The organism is Nocardia fodinahabitans, from assembly GCF_052983615.1.
On the sequence record NZ_JBRJJC010000001.1, the window covers coordinates 4,167,382 to 4,185,986 of the forward strand.

Here is an 18,605-nt window from a genome sequence, read left to right on the forward strand (position 1 = left end):
CGGTCGAACCGCTTGTATCCAATCGTGCAGCAATCTTTCGGCGTGTCGTGGCGGTTGTCACGCTCTGTGGGGCCTGATCCAGGCGTACGATCTACTACGACTTGTCGTAGTAGAAGCTGGAGGGTCGGATGGACATTGTGGACGTCTCCCGGTGGCAATTCGGTATCACCACCGTCTATCACTTCATCTTCGTGCCGCTGACCATCGGTCTCGCACCGTTGATCGCCATGATGCAGACCGCCTGGGTGATCACCGGCAAGGAACACTGGTACCGGCTCACGAAGTTCTTCGGCAAACTCTTCCTGATCAACTTCGCCATCGGCGTCGCCACCGGCATCGTGCAGGAATTCCAGTTCGGGATGAACTGGAGCGAATACTCCCGCTTCATCGGCGACATCTTCGGCGCGCCACTGGCGCTGGAAGCGCTCATCGCGTTCTTCATGGAGTCGACGTTCATCGGCCTGTGGATCTTCGGCTGGACCCGGCTCCCGAAACTGGTGCACCTGGCGACCATCTGGATCGTCGCCTTCGGCGTGAACGCCTCGGCCTACTTCATCGTCGCCGCGAACTCGTTCATGCAGCATCCGGTCGGTGCGCGCTACAACCCCGAGACCGAACGCGCTGAGCTGGAAAGCATCTCGGCGCTGCTCACCAACAACACGACGCTGGCCGCGTTCCCGCACGTCGTCGCGGGCGCGTTCCTCACCGCGGGCACCTTCGTCGCGGGTATCGCCGGCTGGTGGATGGTGCGCAACGCGCGCAGCGGCGACCCGGCGAAACTCGAGGACGCGCGCACCATGTGGCGGCCGGTCGGGCGGGCCTCGCTGGTGGTCGTCGCGCTGGCCGGTGTCGCGGTGATCTTCACCGGCGACATTCAGGGCAAGCTGATGTTCGAACAGCAGCCGATGAAGATGGCCTCGGCGGAATCGCTGTGCCACACCCAGACCGACCCCGACTTCTCCATCCTGACCGTCGGCACGCACAACAACTGCGACAGCGTCACCCACGTGCTCGAGGTGCCGTACGTGCTGCCGTACCTGGCCGAGGGCCAGTTCACCGACGTCACCCTCGACGGTGTCGTCGACCTCCAGCAGACCTACAACGTGAAATACGGTCCCGGCGACTACCGGCCGAACCTGTTCGTCACCTACTGGTCCTTCCGCGCCATGATCGGTCTGGCCGCGGGGTCGGTGCTGCTGCTGCTCGCCGGCTTCTGGGTGACCCGCGGTGGCCGGGTGCCCGACCAGCGCTGGTTCTCCTGGCTCAGCCTGATCGCGATCCCCACGCCCTTCCTGGCCAACAGCGCGGGCTGGGTGTTCACCGAGATGGGGCGTCAGCCGTGGGCGGTGGTACCCAACCCGACCGGTGACCCGAACATCCGGATGACCGTGCAGCAGGCCGTCTCCGACCACGCCACGGCGACGGTGGTGTTCTCGCTGATCGTGTTCACCCTGCTCTACGGCGTGCTGGCGGTGGTGTGGTTCTACCTCATCCGCCGGTACACGATCGCCGGACCGGACGAGCCGACGCGGCCGACCCCGGGCGACGGGCCCAACGGTCCGGACACCGGCAGGCACCACAAACCGGAAGAGCCTGCCGTCGAGCAACTTTCCTTCGCTTACTAGGAGCCGGTGATGGATCTGCAGCAATTCTGGTTCGTCCTGATCGGCGTGCTCTTCACCGGCTACTTCGTGCTGGAGGGCTTCGACTTCGGCGTCGGCATGCTGATGCCGATCCTCGGCAAGGGTTCCGACGCGCGCAGGCGCGTGGTGCTCAACACCATCGGTCCCGTGTGGGACGGCAACGAGGTGTGGCTGATCACCGCGGGCGGCGCGATGTTCGCGGCCTTCCCCGAGTGGTACGCGAGCATGTTCTCCGGTTTCTACCTCGCGCTGCTGCTGTTGCTGGTCGCGCTGATCCTGCGGATCTGCGCGATCGAGTACCGCGCCAAGATCAACGATCCGAAGTGGCGGGCCTGGTGCGACATCGGCATCGGGATCGGCTCCTGGATTCCCGCGCTGGCCTGGGGCTGGGTGTTCGCGAACCTGGTGCGCGGCGTGCCGCTGAACGAGGAGCGCCAGATCGTCGGCTCGGTCTGGGAACTGCTCAGCCCGTACGCCCTGCTCGGCGGCCTGGCGACCGGCATCCTGTTCGCGCTGCACGGTGCGGTGTTCCTGGTTCTCAAGACCGGCGGCGAGGTCCGTGACGACGCCCAGCGCACCGCCCGGCTGCTGCTGGTGCCGACCGCGCTGGTCGTCGGCGCGTTCGGGCTGTGGACCCAGCTCGCCTACGGCACCGGCTGGACCTGGGCGGTACTGGTGACGGCCGTGCTCGGCCTGGTGGTCGCCGGTGCGGCGAACATGGCCGGCCGCGACGGGTGGGCCTTCGTCGGCACCGCGGTCACCATCGCCTCGGCGACCGTGCTCATCGTCGGCTCGATGTACCCGAATGTGCTGCCCTCGACCATCAGCCCGCTGTTCGACCTGAACATCTACAACGCCTCTTCCAGCGCCTACACGCTGAAGGTGATGAGCTGGGCCGCGGTGCTGGCCACCCCGGTGGTGCTGGTCTACCAGGGCTGGACGTACTGGGTGTTCCGCAAGCGCCTGACCGTCGAGCAGATCCCGGCGCCGACCGGTCTGCCGCTGCGCAGCAAGGACTGAGCGATGGCGCGGGCGGGGATGTCCCGGGATGGTTCGGGCGTCGATCGGCGGACCGATGCCACCTCGGCGGCCGGCTCGGCTGCCGACCGGCCGACGGCCGCCAAGCGCCGTCCCGTGGACCCTCGCCTGTGGCGCTACGCCCGCTCGGCCCGGCCCCACCTGGTGGTGTCGGTCCTGCTCGCCCTGGTGATCACGGCGACGATCGTGGTGATCGCCGTGCTCCTCGGACGCGTGCTCGCCGGGGTCATCACCGACCCCGGCAAGCGTGAGTTCGGGGCGTGGACAACGGAACTGATCGGGCTCGCCGTGGCGGTGCTGGTCCGCGCGGCGGCGAGCTGGTGGCAGGCGCGGCTGGCCCATCGGGCCGGCGCCACCGTCGTCGCCGAACTCGAATCGGCGGTGCTGCGGGCCGGTGCCGAGCTGCCGCCACGGGAACTCGACGCGCGCCGCACCGAGATCGCGGTCGTCGTCGGGAACGGGCTCAGCGGGTTGCGCGGCTGGTTCACCGGCTATCTGCCCGCCCTGCTGCTGGCCTGTCTGGTGCCGCCGATCGTCCTGGTGGTCATCGCTTTCCACGATCCGACCTCGGCGCTCATCGCGATCATCACGGTGCCGCTGATCCCGCTGTTCATGATCCTCATCGGCCTGCTCACCCAGGGCCGCGCCGAGGCGACGCTCGCCGCGACCACCCGCCTGTCCGATCAGCTCCTCGACCTGTTCGCCGGGATGCCGACATTGCGTGCTCTCGGCCGCGAGGGGCCCGACGGGCCGAGCATGGTGAATCAGGTCAGGGCGCTGGGGGATTCGCTGCGACAGCGGACCATGCGGGCGCTGCGGATCGCGTTCCTGTCCTCGATGGTGCTGGAATCGCTGGCGACTCTGAGCGTCGCGCTGATCGCCGTCGCCATCGGCTTGCGGCTGGTCTACGGCGAGATGACGTTGTACGCCGGGCTCGTCGCGTTGATCCTCGCGCCGGAGGTGTACTGGCCGCTGCGGCAGGTGGGGGAGAAGTTCCACGCCGCGCAGGACGGGATGGCGGCGGCCGACAAGGCCTTCGCGGTGCTGGAGTCGGCGAATCCGTCGGCCGATCGCGCGGATGCGTACACCCCACAACCTGGCCTTCGCGCGGGTTCGCGAATCATGGTGCGCGGGTTGACCATCGCCGCGCGATCGGGGAACGCGCCGGACCGCCTGACCGCGGAACTGGCCCCGGGCCTGGTGACGGTGCTGACCGGGCCGAACGGGTGCGGCAAATCGACCACGCTGCAAGCGATTCTGGGCCTGATCGCTCCCGAGGCGGGTGCGGTCCTCGTCGACGGCACCGACGTCCGCGCGCTCGACCCGGACGGCTGGTGGGCCCGCATCGCCTGGCTGCCGCAGCGTCCGGTACTGGTTCCAGGCACCCTGCGCGAGAACATCGAACTGCTCGGCGCGCACTCCACCGCCGCCGACCTCGACGAGATCAGCGCCGCGACAGGATTCGACGCGGTGCTCGACGAACTCCCCGACCGCTGGGACACCGTGGTCGGTCAGGGCGGCCTCGGCCTCTCCCTCGGCCAGCGCCAGCGCCTCGCCCTCACCCGCGTCCTGGCCGCGCGCCGCCCCATCCTCCTGCTCGACGAACCCACCGCCCACCTCGACTCCCACAGCGAACAACAGGTGCTCACCACCCTGCGCGCCCTCGCCACCGCGGGCGCGACGGTGGTCGTCATCGGCCACCGCCCGACCGTCCTGGCCGCCGCCGATGTCGTCGTCGAGGTGGTAGGAAGCAGTGCGCCGGGCGCCGAGGATTCCGGCAGTACTGATCCCGATCAGCCGCCATCGGCCGCGCCCGGCAAGAGCGCGTCGCCGGCTGCGCTGCCGGACAACGGCATCGACAGCAACGACACCGATCGCAGCCACGACACCCGGCCGACGAACGTCGGTGCGGCTATCCATTCCGGAGTCGGGGTGTCCGTGTTGTGAGCGAAATCGGTTCGGTGCGTGCGGGTTCCGAGAGCGGGTCGCTGGTGCGGGATCTGCGGGAGATGTGGCAGCTGCTGGCGCTCTCGCCGTGGCGGGTCGTGGTGGCGATCGCGTGGGGTGTGGCGGCGCTGGGGAGCGGGCTCGCACTGGCCGCGCTGGCGGCCTGGCTGATCGCGCGGGCCTGGCAGATGCCGCCGGTGCTGTACCTGAGCGTGGCGGTGGTCGCGGTGCGGGCGCTGGGTATCTCGCGCGGGCTGTGCCGGTACCTGGAGCGGCTGGCCACCCACGACGTGGCGCTGCGCGCGATGACCACGGCACGGACGACGGTGTATCGCACACTCGCGCAGGCGGATATCTGGTGGTGGCGTGGGTCGTCGTCCGATCGGCTGGCTGCGACGGCGCCGGGCACGCGTGCTGATCTGCGGGACTCCTCGGGCGGGAGTGCCGATCGGCGGGCGATTTCGGGCGGCGGTGGTGATCTGCGGGAGATGCGGCGGGGTGATCTGCTCGTGCGGATCGGTGCCGATATCGATGATCTCGGTGCGGTCGTGGTGCGGGTGCTGGTTCCGGTCGCTGTCGCGGTGGTGTTGTCGGTCGCGGCGGTCGGGCTGATCGCGTTCATCTCGGTGCCCGCGGCGGGGATTCTGGCTGTCGCTCTGGCGGTTTCGGGGCTGCTCGCGCCCTGGCTGTCGGGGGTGGCGGCGCGGGAGGCCGAGCAGGGGGTGCGAGCCGATCGCGCGGAGTTCACGGCGGCGGCGGTCACCGTGCTCGACCACGCCGCCGAGCTGCGAGTGGCGGGCAAGCTCGACACGGCACTCGCCCAGGCGGACACCGCGACTCGGCGTGCAGTGCGGGCCGAGGACACCGCCGCCGCGCACAGCGCGTGGGCCGCCGCGGCCACCCCGCTGTCGATCGGCGTCAGCGCCCTCGGCGCCCTCCTGGTCGGCATCGCGGCCTACGGCCCCACCGGCGGACTCCCCGGCGGCATGACCCCGATGGCCCTCACCATCCTGGTACTGGTCCCGCTGTCGGCCTTCGAGGCCGTCGGCGCCCTCCCCACCGCCGCAACCACCCTGACCACCTCCCGAGCCGCCCTCCACCGCCTCCGCGCCGCCGAGGCAGCCACGACCAGCGCCGCCGCGCTCGCGCCGCCCCGCGCCGCTATCGCGACCCACGCGACTGGTAGGGCGACTGGCACGGCCAGCGCGACTGGTACGGCTGGCGCCACTGGCACGACCGGCGCGGCGGGCGCGGACGGCCCGGCTGGGCACAGCACCGTTGCCCGCAGTGAGGCGGAGTCGTGGGACGGGACGGTCGAGGAACCGTCCGCGTCGCGGATCCCGCTGCCCGACGGCCGCCGCATCGTCGTCGTCGGACCGAGCGGGGCGGGCAAGACGACGCTGCTCATGGCGTGGGCCGGGCTGTTCGACACCCCACGCGACGGCGTCACCTTCTTCGCCGAGGACGCGCACCTGTTCGGCACCTCGATCCTGGAGAATCTGCGGGTCGCCCGTGGGGACCTCACGGTCGAGGACGCCGAGAACGCCCTGCGTGCCGTCGGACTCGGCCCCTGGCTGGAGTCCCTGCCCGAAGGCGTACACACCGGGCTCACGGCCGGCGCGGCCACGGTCTCGGGCGGCCAGCGTCGCCGTCTCCTGCTCGCGCGCGCACTCGTCGCCCTGGCGCGCACCCTACTGCTCGACGAGCCCACTGAGCACCTGGCCGCCGCCGAGGGCGAACAGCTGCTGCTGGACCTGCTCGACGCCGACAGCGGACTGGTCGACCCGGATCGGACGGTCGTCGTGGTCACTCATCAGCTCCCGGCGCAGCACCGCGCCGACACGATCGTCACCGTCGACGAGACCGGCGCCTGCCACGTCGTCCACCCGGCGCACTGACCGGCATCCGCCCAGGTCAGAGCCGCGAGAAAATCAATTGCCGACCTCGCGACGCACCGATAGATTCATCGGTACACAAGAGAGGAGGTGGTCTGAAGAATGTATGTTCATCGGATGCGTGAGGTGGCTGCCCGCTAGCAGCTCCACTGCGGGAGATTCCCCAGCGGTGCGCTGAGCGAATCCCAGGCAGTCACCCGACCCCCGAGCCCCCGGACTATCCAACCGGGACCGTCGCGTTCCCCGGAACGTGACGGTGTGGCTCGGGGGTCGCTCCATTTCCGGGGAGGTGGAAAATCCCTGATCGGAGATGGTTCGGGCCGCTACGATGTGAGCATGAACGCAGAGCCGCTACCCGAAGAGGTAGACGAGGCGGACGCACCGCCCGAGTGGTTGGCGCCTGCTGGGGGGTACACGGCAGGGACGTTTCTAGCGTTGCGCGGTTTGCCGAAACACACCGAGTTGATCGATGGGGGATTGGTCTTCGTGAGCCCGCAGCGCAAGTGGCACCGTCGTGTCATCTCGATGGTCCGTGGGCAGTTGCTTGCCCAGGTCCCCGATGATCTGCGCGCGGACCGGGAAATGGCGGTGCGACTTGGCGATCGGCAGATGCCGGAACCCGATGTGCTGGTCGTGAGTGCCGAGGCGTTCGGCCGGGACGACCCACAGAGCTATTACTACGCCGAGGACGTCGTACTCGTGGTCGAGGTCGTGTCACCGGACTCCGAGGAACGTGATCGCGATACGAAGCCGTTCAAGTACGCCAAGGCGGGGATTTCGCATTTCTGGCGGGTCGAACGCGGGACCGCTGACCAGGTCATCGTGTACGCGTACGAGCTCGACCCGGTCTCCGAACGATATGTGCCCATCGGGATCTACCACGATCGGCTGAAGACGCACGTTCCGTTCCCGATGGATATCGATCTGACCGCGCTCGAGAGCTAGCCGGGTAGCGCTGGGATAGAACAGACAACGCCCCGCCTGGCGAAGCCAATGCGGGGCGTCGGCGCTGGATTCGTCAGCCGATGTAGCGCTGCAAACGGGCCGAGAGGCGGGGCTCCAGGGCGCCGTCGGCGTCTACTCGCTCTTCGACGTAGGCCAGGTCGCCACCCTCGACGATGCCGTAGAGGCGCTTGGCGCCGCCGACGACCGCCCCGGACTGGCTGCGGATCACCACGTCGGTGGCCAGTTCCCAAGAAGACTGAGTGCGGGCGGTGCCATAGAACAGCTCGACGATGCCGTTGCTGTGGGTGAGCAGGAGTTCGAGCATCTCGTCGTCGCCCTCGGTGCCGACGCGCCAGAAGCCGCTCTCGCGCAGATCGGGGCGCTCGAAGTTGCCCTCGCCGTCGAGCTTCCAGGTCTGCGATTCCCAGACCAGGTAGTCGCCGCCGTCGTGGGAGACGACGATCTGCTGGCCGAAGCGGTAGTCGCCGTCGGTGGAATGGTTGCCCTCGCCCTCGCCGCGCCACACGCCGACCAGCGGCAGCAACGCCAGCATGGCGTGGTTCAGATCGGGACCCTCGCGCAGATTCGCGGTGTCCTCGGGCAGGGGAAGGCCCGGCAGGACCGAAATGTTCCGGACGCCGGTCTCTTTCGCCCGTTCGGCGGCGACGTTGACCGCCTCGTCACCGCTGCGACGCTCGGCCGGAGCGCCTTGCTCTGTGCTCGCTCGCTCGGCCGGATCGGACCCCTCGCTCGCGAGCCCGCTCATGACGCAGCGTCCATGGAGTCATGAGCGGCGGGCTGCGTGGTTACGCTCCGCTGCCGCCTCCGGCCGCTGACGCTCATGACTCGGTGAAGAGCCGGTAGAAGACGTACAGGCCGAACCAGCCGATGAGGATCGACACGGCGATGAGGAGAATCTCGAAGAAGAGGACCACGAATCGGATTCTAGCGACTCCGCTGTGCGGACACGAAAACGGCCCTGGTAGTTCCCGCACAGGAACTACCAGGGCCGTTGTGAGGTCTTACTTCGCGACCGCGACGTCCACCGAGTGGATGCCGGCGCCTTCGGGGGTGACCGAGGCCGAGCCGTTGCCCGACGAGGACAGCGCGCGCAGGGTCCACGAACCCGGCGCGGCGAAGAAACGGAAGTCACCGGTGCCGGAGGCCACGACCTCGGCGGTGAAGTCACCGTTGCCGTCGAGCAGACGCACGAACGCGCCGCCCACCGGCTGACCGTCGGTGCTCAGGACGCGGCCGGTGATGACCGTCTCCTTCTCCACGTCGACGCCGGCCGGGATGGCCTGACCCTGGGTAGGTGCTGCACACATAGATTTACGCTCCCAACTCGATAGGTGCACCGACGAGCGAACCGTATTCGGTCCAGCTGCCGTCGTAGTTCTTGACATTCTGGTGGCCGAGCAGCTCCTGCAGCACGAACCAGGTGTGCGAGGAACGCTCACCGATGCGGCAGTAGGCGATGGTCTCCTTCTCGCCGTCCAGGCCCGCGTCCTTGTAGAGCTCGGCGAGCTCGGCGTCGGAACGGAAGGTGCCGTCCTCGTTGGCCGCCTTGCTCCACGGCACGTTGATCGCGCCGGGGATGTGGCCGGGACGCTGGCTCTGCTCCTGCGGCAGGTGCGCGGGAGCCAGGATCTTGCCGGAGAACTCGTCGGGCGAACGCACGTCGACCAGGTTCTTGGTGCCGATGGCGGCGATGACCTCGTCGCGGAAAGCGCGGATCGAGGTGTCGGGGGCGGCGGCCTTGTACTGGGTGGCCGGGCGCGAGACCGCGTCACGCGAGAGCGGACGACCGTCGAGCTCCCACTTCTTGCGGCCACCGTCGAGCAGCTTGACGTCGTTGTGGCCGTACAGCTTGAAGTACCAGTAGGCGTACGCCGCGAACCAGTTGTTGTTGCCGCCGTACAGCACGACGGTGTCGTCGTTGGCGATGCCGCGCGCGGAGAGCAGGTCCGAGAACTGCTCCTGGTTCACGAAGTCGCGACGAACCTGATCCTGCAGGTCGGTCTTCCAGTCCAGGCGGACCGCGCCTTCGATGTGGCCACCTTCGTAGGCGGAGGTGTCCTCGTCGACCTCGACGAAGACGACGCCGGGGGCGTTGAGGTTCTCTTCGGCCCAGTCAACGGAGACCAGGACATCGGAGCGAGCCATGTTGTTCCTTTCAGAGATGACTTGCAGGGGTCAGTTCGATGCCGGGGCAGTGGACCGGCGGAAGCGGGCCACCAGCGGGTAGATCTGGCAGCCCAGGCAGACCCCGAACGCCGCGTTCAGGAACGCCGCGAACAGGGCGAAGCCGGCGAACACCGCGCCGACGATCGGGGAGCCGAGCGTGAAGCCCAGCAGGGACAGACCGGCGAACGCGAAGCCGAGCAGCTGCGCGAAACGCAGCGGCGGCACGGGCTCGGTCTCGGTGGCCGGACCGTTGCGCGGCGCGACCAGCGCGGCGTAGATCCGGCCGTAGGGGTGCTTGGCGGGACCGGCGGAAGCGCCGATCGCGAACACGACGGCCTGCAGGCCGATCAGGAGCGCGGCGGCGGCGGCCGAGAGAGAGGCGGTGACGAGCACCAGGACCAGCACGCCGGTGGTGATCCAGGCCACGAAGCGCGGCCCGCGAACATCGACGCGAGGCGGGAAATCAGGGGAAGTGGTCATCGTGCGAACTCCTGCGCTGAGTTGAGTCAGTGGGAACTGCAGTTCGCCGGGGGATCGTGTCGATCACTCGCGCGGCGGACAGAGGTCGGCGTCAGGAATCTCGGGAGAGAAGCCGACCGTTCAGCGGCACAGGCAGCAACAACCACCGAGCCGACACAGATCAACTGTGCGGCGTCGGGTGAGCATCAGCTCGTGGTCGGATTGCACGGGGAGTAGTTTACCCGGTCTCCCCGGGAAATGTCCCGGCCCCCCACAACAGGGGGCCAGATCACACTGTCAGGGGCTCGAGCGCGGAGCGTAGATCGCCCGCCTTCGGCACGCCTGAGATGCGGAAACGCTCCTTGCCATCGGCATCGAAGACGAAGGTCGTCGGCAGCGACAAGACGTTGAGCTCCCTTGCCAGCGCGGGGTCGGCATCGATGTCGATCTCGATGTCGCGCGGGGCGTTCGGGGAATCGGCGAGGTCGGCGGTGACGCCGGCGACCACACGGCGGACCGCGTCGCAGGGGCCGCACCAGTCGGCCGAGAAATGCAGCACCGCGGGGGTGGCGCCGGTGACGCCCGCCGCGTCGAGCAGACGGGTGCGCTGCGCGGTCTCGGGGTCGAGGGTGGCCGGACGCACCCGGCCCTGGTTTCGCCGCAGCAGCAGGCCGACCGCGACGGCGGCCAGCACGACGGCGGCGAGGATGGCTAGTTCGATCATGGTTGCAGCAATCGGTCGAGGTCGATGGTCAGGGAGCGGCCGACACCGTAGACGATGATCTGGCCACCCTTGGCCTCCACTTCGGTGGGGGCGATGCCGAACGGCAATTCCTTGGTGTCGATCGTACGGCTGAAGCGCTCGAGCACCGCAGCCTTGTCGACCTCGAGGATCTCGGTCTTGGTGGTCGAGACCGGCGTGTCCGCGGTGGCGGAGCGGTCCTTGTAGAAGCGGGTGGCCTGGATCCGGATCTTGTCCCCGTCCAGCATCAAATCGGCTTCGACCTGCACTTCGACCCTGGTCGTGTTGTTCCCCGGGGTGACGCCGGGGGCGAGGACACGGCCGTTGGGCGCCACCGGAAGTGTGCCCTTGAGCACATGGGCGCCCGCGGTGGTCAGACCGGAACCGCCCGAACCCCCGGTGCCGTCGGCCTTGTCGGCGGGCGGGCCGAGGACCTGCAGATCGGGGATGCCGAACAGACGGCCGAGCTCGGTCGGCTCGATCGCCATCTGGGCTTCGACCCGGTCGACCTGCACCGCGCGCGCCGTGCCGTCGAGCAGCTCACCCACCGGGGCGTGCAGACCGTAGAGGTTGGCCTCCAGCGCGATCTCGCCGGGGATATCGGGGCGCATGCTGCGCGCACGGACCAAGACGTCGTCGTAGCGGCCCGACGCCGCCTGGGCGATGAAGGGAAATCCCTTGATGGTCACTTCGGGGTCGGCCGACAGTTCGGCTCCGGCCCGCAGTTGCCGCGATACGTGGTACTCGGTGTAGGCGGCGGCGCCGAAATCGATCACCACCGCCACCCCGGCCAGGCACAGCAGCCCGATGATCAGCTTGCGCATGCGAGCCAGCCTATCCGGCGCTACGGTTCGGGCGAAGCGCGCGCCGACGCGTTACCTCGTGGCCACCATGTTGCGAGGTCATGGCCGCGCACGCGCTAATGTTGCAGACGACTTACCTGTGTTTCGGCGACGTAGCTACGCGGCTGCTGTCGTCCGCGGAGCCACGAGATAGGAGGAGAGCCCGGTGGAGCTGCTCCTACTGACCTCCGACCCCAACCCCGATGCGGTGTTGCCCTCGTTGTCGCTACTGGCGCACAACGTACGGCCCGCGCCGACCGAGGTGTCGTCCCTGCTGGAGGCGGGTAGCGCGGATGTCGCGCTGGTCGACGCCAGGACCGACCTGGCCGCTGCCCGCGGCCTGTGCAGGCTGCTCGGCAGCACCGGCTCCTCGGTGCCGGTCGTCGCGGTGCTGACCGAGGGCGGTCTGGTGGCCGTCAACGCGGACTGGGGCCTGGACGACATCCTGCTGCCAGGTACCGGCCCCGCCGAGCTCGACGCGCGGCTGCGGCTGTTGGTCGGCCGCAACGGTGGCGTGGCCAGCCCCGAGAACACGGGCAAGATCACCCTGGGTGAGCTGGTGATCGACGAGGGCACCTACACCGCGCGGCTGCGCGGCCGCCCGCTCGACCTCACCTACAAGGAATTCGAGCTGCTCAAGTACCTCGCCCAGCACGCGGGCCGGGTCTTCACCCGCGCCCAGCTGCTGCAGGAGGTGTGGGGCTACGACTTCTTCGGCGGCACCCGCACCGTCGACGTGCACGTGCGGCGCCTGCGCGCCAAGCTGGGCAGCGAATACGAGTCGCTGATCGGCACCGTGCGCAATGTCGGCTACAAGGCCGTGCGCCCGGCCAGGACGCCCGCGGCCAAGGGCGAGGTGGTGAGTTTCCCCGACGAGGACGTCGACGGCGACGACACGCTGGCCCCGCTCAACGGCACCGCGCAGTAGTCGCGCCGAGCAGCGCCAGGACGGTACGGCGCGGCGCGGCCCCGGCCCGCCGCGCACAGCGAGGAGGACGTCGATGTCGCAGACAGCAACCCTGACCTGGACCGATCGGGTCGAGCCCGGCGCCGCGCCGGTGCTGCGCGATCTGCTCGCCAGGGCGCAGGCCGCCGACGGCGTCGCGCCGGTGTCGGAGCAGGCTGTGCTGTCCCTCGCCGAGACCGACCCGTCGACCAGGCATCTGCTCGCCGAACGCGCGGGCGAACTCGTCGGCTACGCGAATCTCGTTGCGGCACATGACGAACACCCCGCGATGGCCGAGGTCGCGGTCGACCCGGCCGCCCGAGGCGGGGGTGTCGGTGCCGAACTGGTGCGCGCCGCGCTGGCCGAAGGCGGACCCGGCACGCGGGTGTGGGCGCACGGTGACCTGCCCGCCGCCAAGGCCCTCGCCGCCGGCCTCGGACTGGTGACGGCCCGGGAACTGTGGCAGATGCGCCGATCGCTGGCAACGCCCGAGCTACCGGAGCTGGCGGTCCCGGACGACCTCGTCCTGCGCACCTACGCCGGCCCCGCCGACGACGCCGAACTGCTGCGCGTCAACAACGCCGCCTTCGCCTGGCACCCCGAGCAGGGCGGCTGGACCGAGCGCGAGATCGCCGCCCGCCGCGCCGAATCCTGGTTCGACCCGGCCGGGTTGTTCCTGGCCTTCGACGCCGCCGATCCGGCCCGCCTGCTCGGCTTCCACTGGACCAAGGCGCATCCCGACGCCGCGCCCGCCGGTGAGGTCTACGTGGTCGGCATCGATCCGGCCGCGCAGGGGCGTGGCCTGGGCAGGCTGCTGACGCTGGCCGGGCTGCGGTACCTGCGCGCGGAAGGGCTCGCCGAGGTGCTGCTCTACACCGAGGCCGACAACACCGCCGCCGTGCACACCTACACCCGGCTCGGGTTCGCGCCCGCGCATATCGACGTCGCCTACGCGGCCGCCTGACCGGCTGCGAGACACCTCACACCCGCGGTGAATTCTTCCGCGCGGCTGAATAGTGCGCGGATGACCGGGCACGCGCGAGTAAAACTGGGGCAAACGTCACATTCATGGCCCTAATCGCGCCGGGCTGTTCATTTTGCGTTAACCCACGTCGGGCCAACTGTCAACCGGGCGACCTTACGTTACTACTGGGCGGCACAGTCGTCGCCTGGTGCGCGCGTTTACCCGCGATTCCGCACCGCCCAACTCGCCCGGGCCGGTGAGGGACCGAGCGAGTCGTCAGCAATGTCGGAGGAAAAGTGAACTTCAAGCGCACCAGTGCCCTGGTCGGCGTCTTCGCCGTGGGCGCCATGACCCTGGCCGCCTGTGGCAGCGATGAGAACACCAACAGTGCCGCCGCCGGTGCCAACACCAGCGTCGACTGCGGTGGCAAGAAGGCGCTCAAGGCGAGCGGTTCCTCGGCGCAGAAGAACGCCATGGAGCGTTTCGTCGCCGCCTACGAGGCCAACTGCGACGGCTACACCCTGAACTACACTTCCAGCGGCTCCGGCGCGGGTGTCAACGAGTTCATCGGTGCCCAGACCGACTTCGGTGGTTCCGATTCCCCGCTGAGCTCGAAGAAGGAAGAGCCGGCCAAGGCGCAGGAGCGTTGCGGCGCCCCGGCGTGGAACCTGCCGACCGTCTTCGGCCCGATCGCTGTCACCTACAACATCGACGGCGTGACCGACCTGGTCCTCGACGGCCCGACCGCCGCCAAGGTGTTCAACGGTGCCGTCGCCACCTGGGACGCCCCCGAGATCAAGGCGCTGAACCCCAACGCCAAGCTGCCCTCGGAGAAGATCGCCGTGATCTTCCGCTCCGACGAGTCGGGTACCACCGACAACTTCCAGCTCTACCTCGATGCCGCCGCGGATGGCGCGTGGGGCAAGGGTGGCGGCAAGACCTTCAACGGCGGTGTCGGTGAAGGTGCCAAGGGCAACGAGGGCACCTCGGCCGCGATCAAGAACACCAAGAACTCGATCACCTACAACGAGTGGTCCTTCGCGAAGGCTCAGAATCTGTCGATCGCCCAGATCGTCACCTCCGCGTCGAAGGATCCGGTGAAGCTGACGACCGAGTCGGCGGGCAAGGCCATCGACGGCGCGAAGATCAAGGGCGAGGGCAACGACCTCATCCTCGACGTGAGCTCCTTCTACAAGCCGACCGAGGTCGGCGCGTACCCGATCATCATGCCGACCTACGAGGTCGTGTGCTCGAAGTACGCGGACGCCGACACGGCCAAGGCGGTCAAGGCCTTCCTGACCTCCGCCGTCACCAACGGTCAGGACGGCCTGGATCAGGCGGGCTACATCGCCATCCCGGAGAAGTTCAAGACCAAGCTGACCACCGCGATCAACGCCATCTCCTGATCGCTTCCAGGCCATGACCACGCACCCTGAGGTGACCGCAGCGGGCTCGTCGAATTCGACGAGCCCGCGGGCGGCCGGAGATACTGCGACTATGCCGACCGAACCGAAAATCGACAAGGCCCCTGACGGGCGTCGTACCGGCCGACTGAACGCCGAGACGATCTTCCGGTGGCTGGCCACCGCGGCCGGCGCGACCATCGTCGCCGCCATCGCGTTGATCGCGTTGTTCCTGCTGATCCGCGCGGTACCCTCGCTCAGGGCTGACGAGGTCAACTTCTTCACCAGCACCGAATTCTCCACCAACGACGCGAACAACCTGCGCTTCGGTATCCGTGACCTGTTCATGGTCACGGTGCTGAGCGCGGTGTTCGCGCTCGTCGTCGCGGTGCCGATCGGCGTCGGCATCGCGCTGTTCCTGACGCACTACGCGCCGTCGCGGCTGGGCAAGCCGTTCACGATGCTGGTCGACCTGCTCGCCGCCGTGCCCTCGATCGTGTTCGGTCTCTGGGGCTTCCTGGTGCTGGCGCCGCAGATCGCGCCGGTCCAGCAGTTCCTCAACGACCAGCTGGGCTGGTTCTTCCTCTTCTCCGACGGCAACGTCTCGATCGGCGGCGGTGGCACCATCTTCACCGCCGGCGTCGTGCTCGCCGTGATGATCCTGCCGATCATCACCTCCGTCGCCCGCGAGGTCTTCGCGCTGACCCCGCGCGCCCACATCGAGGCGGCGCAGGCGCTCGGCGCGACCAAGTGGGAAGTCGTGCGGATGACTGTGCTGCCCTACGGCCGCAGCGGTGTGATCGCGGGCTCCATGCTCGGCCTCGGCCGCGCGCTCGGTGAGACCATCGCGGTCCTCGTCGTGCTGCGCACCGCCAGCCAGGCGGGCGGCTGGTCGCTCTTCGACGGCGGCTACACCTTCGCTTCCAAGATCGCCTCGGCGGCTTCGGAATTCAGCTCGCCGCTGCCGACCGGCGCCTACATCGCCGCGGGCTTCGTCCTCTTCGCGCTGACCTTCGTCGTCAACGCGCTGGCCCGCCTCGCTTCCGGCGGAAAGGTGAACGGCTGATGACCAGCACAACGACCCTCGACAAGCCGGTCAAAGCGCCTACGTTCCGCCACGTCAGCACCGGCAGGCGGATCAAGAACAACATCGCGACCGGCCTGGTCACGCTGTGCTTCGTGATCGCGCTGATCCCGCTGGTGTGGGTGCTCGGCCTGGTGGTCACCAAGGGCATCACCGCGATCCTGTCCGCCGACTGGTGGATGAACTCGCAGAAGGGCATCCTGCCGGATCAGACCGGCGGCGGTGTCTACCACGCGATCTACGGCACCATCGTGCAGGCCGCGATCGCCTCGGTGATCGCCGTGCCGCTGGGCGTCATGGCCGCGGTGTTCCTGGTCGAGTACGGCCGGGGCAGGCTCGCCAAGGTCACCACCTTCATGGTCGACATCCTCGCCGGTGTGCCCTCGATCGTCGCCGCGCTGTTCATCTTCGCGCTCTGGATCGCCACCCTCGGCATGCCGCAGAGCTCCTTCGCCGTCTCGCTGGCGCTGGTGCTGCTGATGCTGCCCGTCGTCGTGCGCAACACCGAGGAGATGCTCAAGCTGGTGCCCGACGAGCTGCGTGAAGCGTCCTACGCGCTCGGTGTGCCGAAGTGGAAGACCATCCTGCGGATCGTCATCCCCACCGCGGCGCCCGGCATGATCTCCGGCATCCTGCTCGCCCTGGCCCGCGTCATGGGTGAGACCGCGCCGGTGCTCGTGCTGGTCGGCTACTCCAAGTCGATCAATCAGAACATCTTCGACGGCAACATGGCCTCGTTGCCGCTGCTGATCTACCAAGAGCTGGCCAACCCGGAGGCCGCCGGTCGCGAACGTGTCTGGGGTGCGGCGCTCACGCTCATCCTGATGATCGCGGCGCTGTACCTGGCCGCCGCCGGCGTCAACAAGCTGCTCACCCGGAACCGATAGAAGCGAACGGATAACTCAGATGGCCAAGCGGATCGACGTCAAAGATCTCAACATCTACTACGGTGCCTTCCACGCTGTGTCGAGCGTCGAGCTGACCGTGCTGCCCCGCAGCGTCACCGCCTTCATCGGTCCCTCCGGTTGTGGCAAGTCCACCGTGCTGCGTTCGCTGAACCGGATGCACGAGGTGACCCCGAACGCCCGCGTCGAGGGCGCGGTGCTGCTCGACGGCGAGGACATCTACGGCGCCAACATCGACCCGGTCGGGGTGCGCCGCACCATCGGCATGGTGTTCCAGCGGCCGAACCCGTTCCCCACCATGTCCATTCGCGACAACGTGGTGGCGGGTCTGAAGCTGCAGGGCGTGCGCAACAAGAAGGAACTCGACGAGGTCGCCGAGCGCTCGCTGCGCGGCGCCAACCTCTGGAACGAGGTCAAGGACCGCCTCGACAAGCCGGGCGGCGGCCTCTCCGGTGGTCAGCAGCAGCGTCTGTGCATCGCTCGCGCGATCGCGGTCTCGCCCGACGTGCTGCTGATGGACGAGCCGTGTTCGGCCCTCGACCCGATCTCCACCCTGGCGATCGAGGACCTGATCACGGAGCTGAAGAAGGAATTCACCATCGTCATCGTCACCCACAACATGCAGCAGGCCGCGCGCGTGAGTGACCAGACCGGTTTCTTCAACCTCGAGGCCCAGGGCAAGCCCGGCAGGCTGATCGAGATCGACGACACCGAGAAGATCTTCTCCAACCCCACCCAGCGCGCCACGGAAGACTACATCTCCGGCCGCTTCGGATAGGCTCCCCGACTCCCCGACTCCCCGCGACTCAGGCCGGACTGAGGCGCGGGGAGACGTTGCGTAAGCAGGTATGCGAAAGGCCCGTGCACTGTATGCACGGGCCTTTGCTGCGAGTCAGCTCTCGAGATCCTCGTCGGTCGGGAGGACACCCGTCACCAGGAAGATCACCCGGCGGCCGATCTCGACGGCGTGGTCGGCGAAGCGCTCGTAGTAGCGGCCGAGCAGGGTGACATCGACGGCCGAGGCGACGCCGTACTTCCACTCGCGGTCCATCAGCAGGGTGAACAGGTGGCGGTGGAGGTCGTCCATCGCCTCGTCGTCCTGATTGAGCTGGGCGGCGCGCTCGGGATCACGGGTCTCGAGCACCTCCTTGGCGCCCGCGCCCATGTTGACCGCGATGCGGCCCATCTCGGCGAAGTAGCCGTTGACCGATTCGGGCAGCGCGTGGTTGGGGTGGCGGCGGCGGGTCACCTTGGCGACGTGCAGTGCCAGCGCGCCCATCCGGTTGACGTCACCGACGATCTGGATGGCGCTCACCACCTGGCGCAGATCGCCCGCGACGGGGGCCTGCAGCGCGAGCAGGGCGAAGGCCTTTTCCTCGGCCTCGGTGATCATCACCGAGATCCGGTCCTGCTCACCGATGACCTGCTCGGCCAGGGCGAGGTCGGCTTGCAGCAGGGATTGGGTGGCCTGTTCCATCGCCTGGCCAGCGAGACCGGCCATCTCACCCAGAAGATTGGCGAGATCGGCCATTTGCTCGTTGTAGATGACACGCATAAATGCAGACCCTAGTGGGTACCCTCGGCGCTGTCACCCAACGGTGAGTG

Annotated in this window: 18 protein-coding genes; 11 read left to right on the plus strand and 7 right to left on the minus strand. The window is 68.4% G+C overall.

The window, feature by feature from the left end; all coding sequences use genetic code 11:
• Positions 1 to 128 precede the first annotated feature (128 nt).
• The 5 genes from NV348_RS19450 (at position 129) to NV348_RS19470 (ending at position 7,468) form a co-directional block, all read left to right on the plus strand.
• Positions 129 to 1,625 carry a cytochrome ubiquinol oxidase subunit I gene (locus NV348_RS19450; protein WP_447148173.1) on the plus strand — a complete coding sequence of 499 codons (1,497 nt, stop codon included), beginning with the start codon at positions 129 to 131 and terminating at the stop codon, positions 1,623 to 1,625.
• 9 nt (positions 1,626 to 1,634) lie between these two features.
• Complete coding sequence (gene cydB / locus NV348_RS19455; protein ID WP_447148174.1) at positions 1,635 to 2,663, plus strand: cytochrome d ubiquinol oxidase subunit II; 1,029 nt, start codon at positions 1,635 to 1,637, stop codon at positions 2,661 to 2,663.
• A gap of 18 nt (positions 2,664 to 2,681) precedes the next feature.
• Positions 2,682 to 4,628: a thiol reductant ABC exporter subunit CydD gene (cydD, locus tag NV348_RS19460; RefSeq protein ID WP_447151094.1), complete on the plus strand. Its 1,947-nt coding sequence runs from the start codon at positions 2,682 to 2,684 to the stop codon at positions 4,626 to 4,628.
• 62 nt (positions 4,629 to 4,690) lie between these two features.
• A complete protein-coding gene (gene cydC, locus NV348_RS19465) occupies positions 4,691 to 6,526 on the plus strand; it encodes a thiol reductant ABC exporter subunit CydC (RefSeq protein WP_447151095.1) in 1,836 nt (611 codons plus the stop codon).
• A gap of 333 nt (positions 6,527 to 6,859) precedes the next feature.
• Positions 6,860 to 7,468 (plus strand): Uma2 family endonuclease, encoded by a 609-nt coding sequence (locus NV348_RS19470; protein ID WP_447151096.1) that lies wholly within the window; start codon positions 6,860 to 6,862, stop codon positions 7,466 to 7,468.
• A gap of 73 nt (positions 7,469 to 7,541) precedes the next feature.
• Here NV348_RS19470 and NV348_RS19475 read toward each other — a convergent pair whose 3' ends face one another.
• The 6 genes from NV348_RS19475 to NV348_RS19500 all read right to left on the minus strand — a co-directional run bounded on the left by NV348_RS19475 (position 7,542) and on the right by NV348_RS19500 (position 11,680).
• A complete protein-coding gene (locus NV348_RS19475; protein ID WP_447148175.1) occupies positions 7,542 to 8,234 on the minus strand; it encodes a heme-binding beta-barrel domain-containing protein in 693 nt (230 codons plus the stop codon).
• Between the two features lie 256 nt (positions 8,235 to 8,490).
• Complete coding sequence (locus tag NV348_RS19480) at positions 8,491 to 8,796, minus strand: DUF1416 domain-containing protein (protein ID WP_447148176.1); 306 nt, start codon at positions 8,794 to 8,796, stop codon at positions 8,491 to 8,493.
• A 4-nt stretch (positions 8,797 to 8,800) separates the two neighbouring features.
• Positions 8,801 to 9,634: a sulfurtransferase gene (locus NV348_RS19485; RefSeq protein ID WP_019044855.1), complete on the minus strand. Its 834-nt coding sequence runs from the start codon at positions 9,632 to 9,634 to the stop codon at positions 8,801 to 8,803.
• A gap of 30 nt (positions 9,635 to 9,664) precedes the next feature.
• Complete coding sequence (locus NV348_RS19490) at positions 9,665 to 10,135, minus strand: DUF4395 domain-containing protein (protein WP_447148177.1); 471 nt, start codon at positions 10,133 to 10,135, stop codon at positions 9,665 to 9,667.
• Between the two features lie 268 nt (positions 10,136 to 10,403).
• Positions 10,404 to 10,838, minus strand: coding sequence for a thioredoxin family protein (locus NV348_RS19495; RefSeq protein ID WP_447148178.1), 435 nt, complete (start codon positions 10,836 to 10,838; stop codon positions 10,404 to 10,406).
• Positions 10,835 to 11,680: an LmeA family phospholipid-binding protein gene (locus tag NV348_RS19500; RefSeq protein WP_447148179.1), complete on the minus strand. Its 846-nt coding sequence runs from the start codon at positions 11,678 to 11,680 to the stop codon at positions 10,835 to 10,837. The genes NV348_RS19495 and NV348_RS19500 overlap by 4 nt, the downstream gene beginning before the upstream one ends.
• A 184-nt stretch (positions 11,681 to 11,864) precedes the next feature.
• On the opposite strand from NV348_RS19500, the gene NV348_RS19505 reads away from it, so the two are divergent.
• From NV348_RS19505 to pstB, 6 genes are all read left to right on the plus strand, one after another.
• Positions 11,865 to 12,626: a winged helix-turn-helix transcriptional regulator gene (locus tag NV348_RS19505; RefSeq protein ID WP_447148180.1), complete on the plus strand. Its 762-nt coding sequence runs from the start codon at positions 11,865 to 11,867 to the stop codon at positions 12,624 to 12,626.
• Positions 12,627 to 12,699: 73 nt separating this feature from the next.
• On the plus strand, positions 12,700 to 13,608 hold the full coding sequence (gene mshD / locus NV348_RS19510; protein ID WP_447148181.1) for a mycothiol synthase: 909 nt from the start codon (positions 12,700 to 12,702) through the stop codon (positions 13,606 to 13,608).
• 296 nt (positions 13,609 to 13,904) lie between these two features.
• Positions 13,905 to 15,014, plus strand: coding sequence for a phosphate ABC transporter substrate-binding protein PstS (gene pstS, locus NV348_RS19515; protein WP_447148182.1), 1,110 nt, complete (start codon positions 13,905 to 13,907; stop codon positions 15,012 to 15,014).
• A 91-nt stretch (positions 15,015 to 15,105) separates the two neighbouring features.
• Positions 15,106 to 16,077 (plus strand): phosphate ABC transporter permease subunit PstC, encoded by a 972-nt coding sequence (gene pstC / locus NV348_RS19520; RefSeq protein WP_447148183.1) that lies wholly within the window; start codon positions 15,106 to 15,108, stop codon positions 16,075 to 16,077.
• The gene (pstA, locus tag NV348_RS19525) at positions 16,077 to 16,982 is read left to right on the plus strand and encodes a phosphate ABC transporter permease PstA (protein ID WP_447148184.1); all 906 of its coding nucleotides are present in this window, start codon (positions 16,077 to 16,079) and stop codon (positions 16,980 to 16,982) included. Before pstC ends, pstA begins: the two co-directional genes overlap by 1 nt.
• A gap of 19 nt (positions 16,983 to 17,001) precedes the next feature.
• Positions 17,002 to 17,778, plus strand: coding sequence for a phosphate ABC transporter ATP-binding protein PstB (gene pstB, locus NV348_RS19530; protein WP_447148185.1), 777 nt, complete (start codon positions 17,002 to 17,004; stop codon positions 17,776 to 17,778).
• A 114-nt stretch (positions 17,779 to 17,892) separates the two neighbouring features.
• On the opposite strand, the gene phoU is transcribed toward pstB, so the two are convergent.
• Positions 17,893 to 18,555, minus strand: coding sequence for a phosphate signaling complex protein PhoU (gene phoU, locus NV348_RS19535; RefSeq protein ID WP_447148186.1), 663 nt, complete (start codon positions 18,553 to 18,555; stop codon positions 17,893 to 17,895).
• Positions 18,556 to 18,605: the final 50 nt, after the last annotated feature.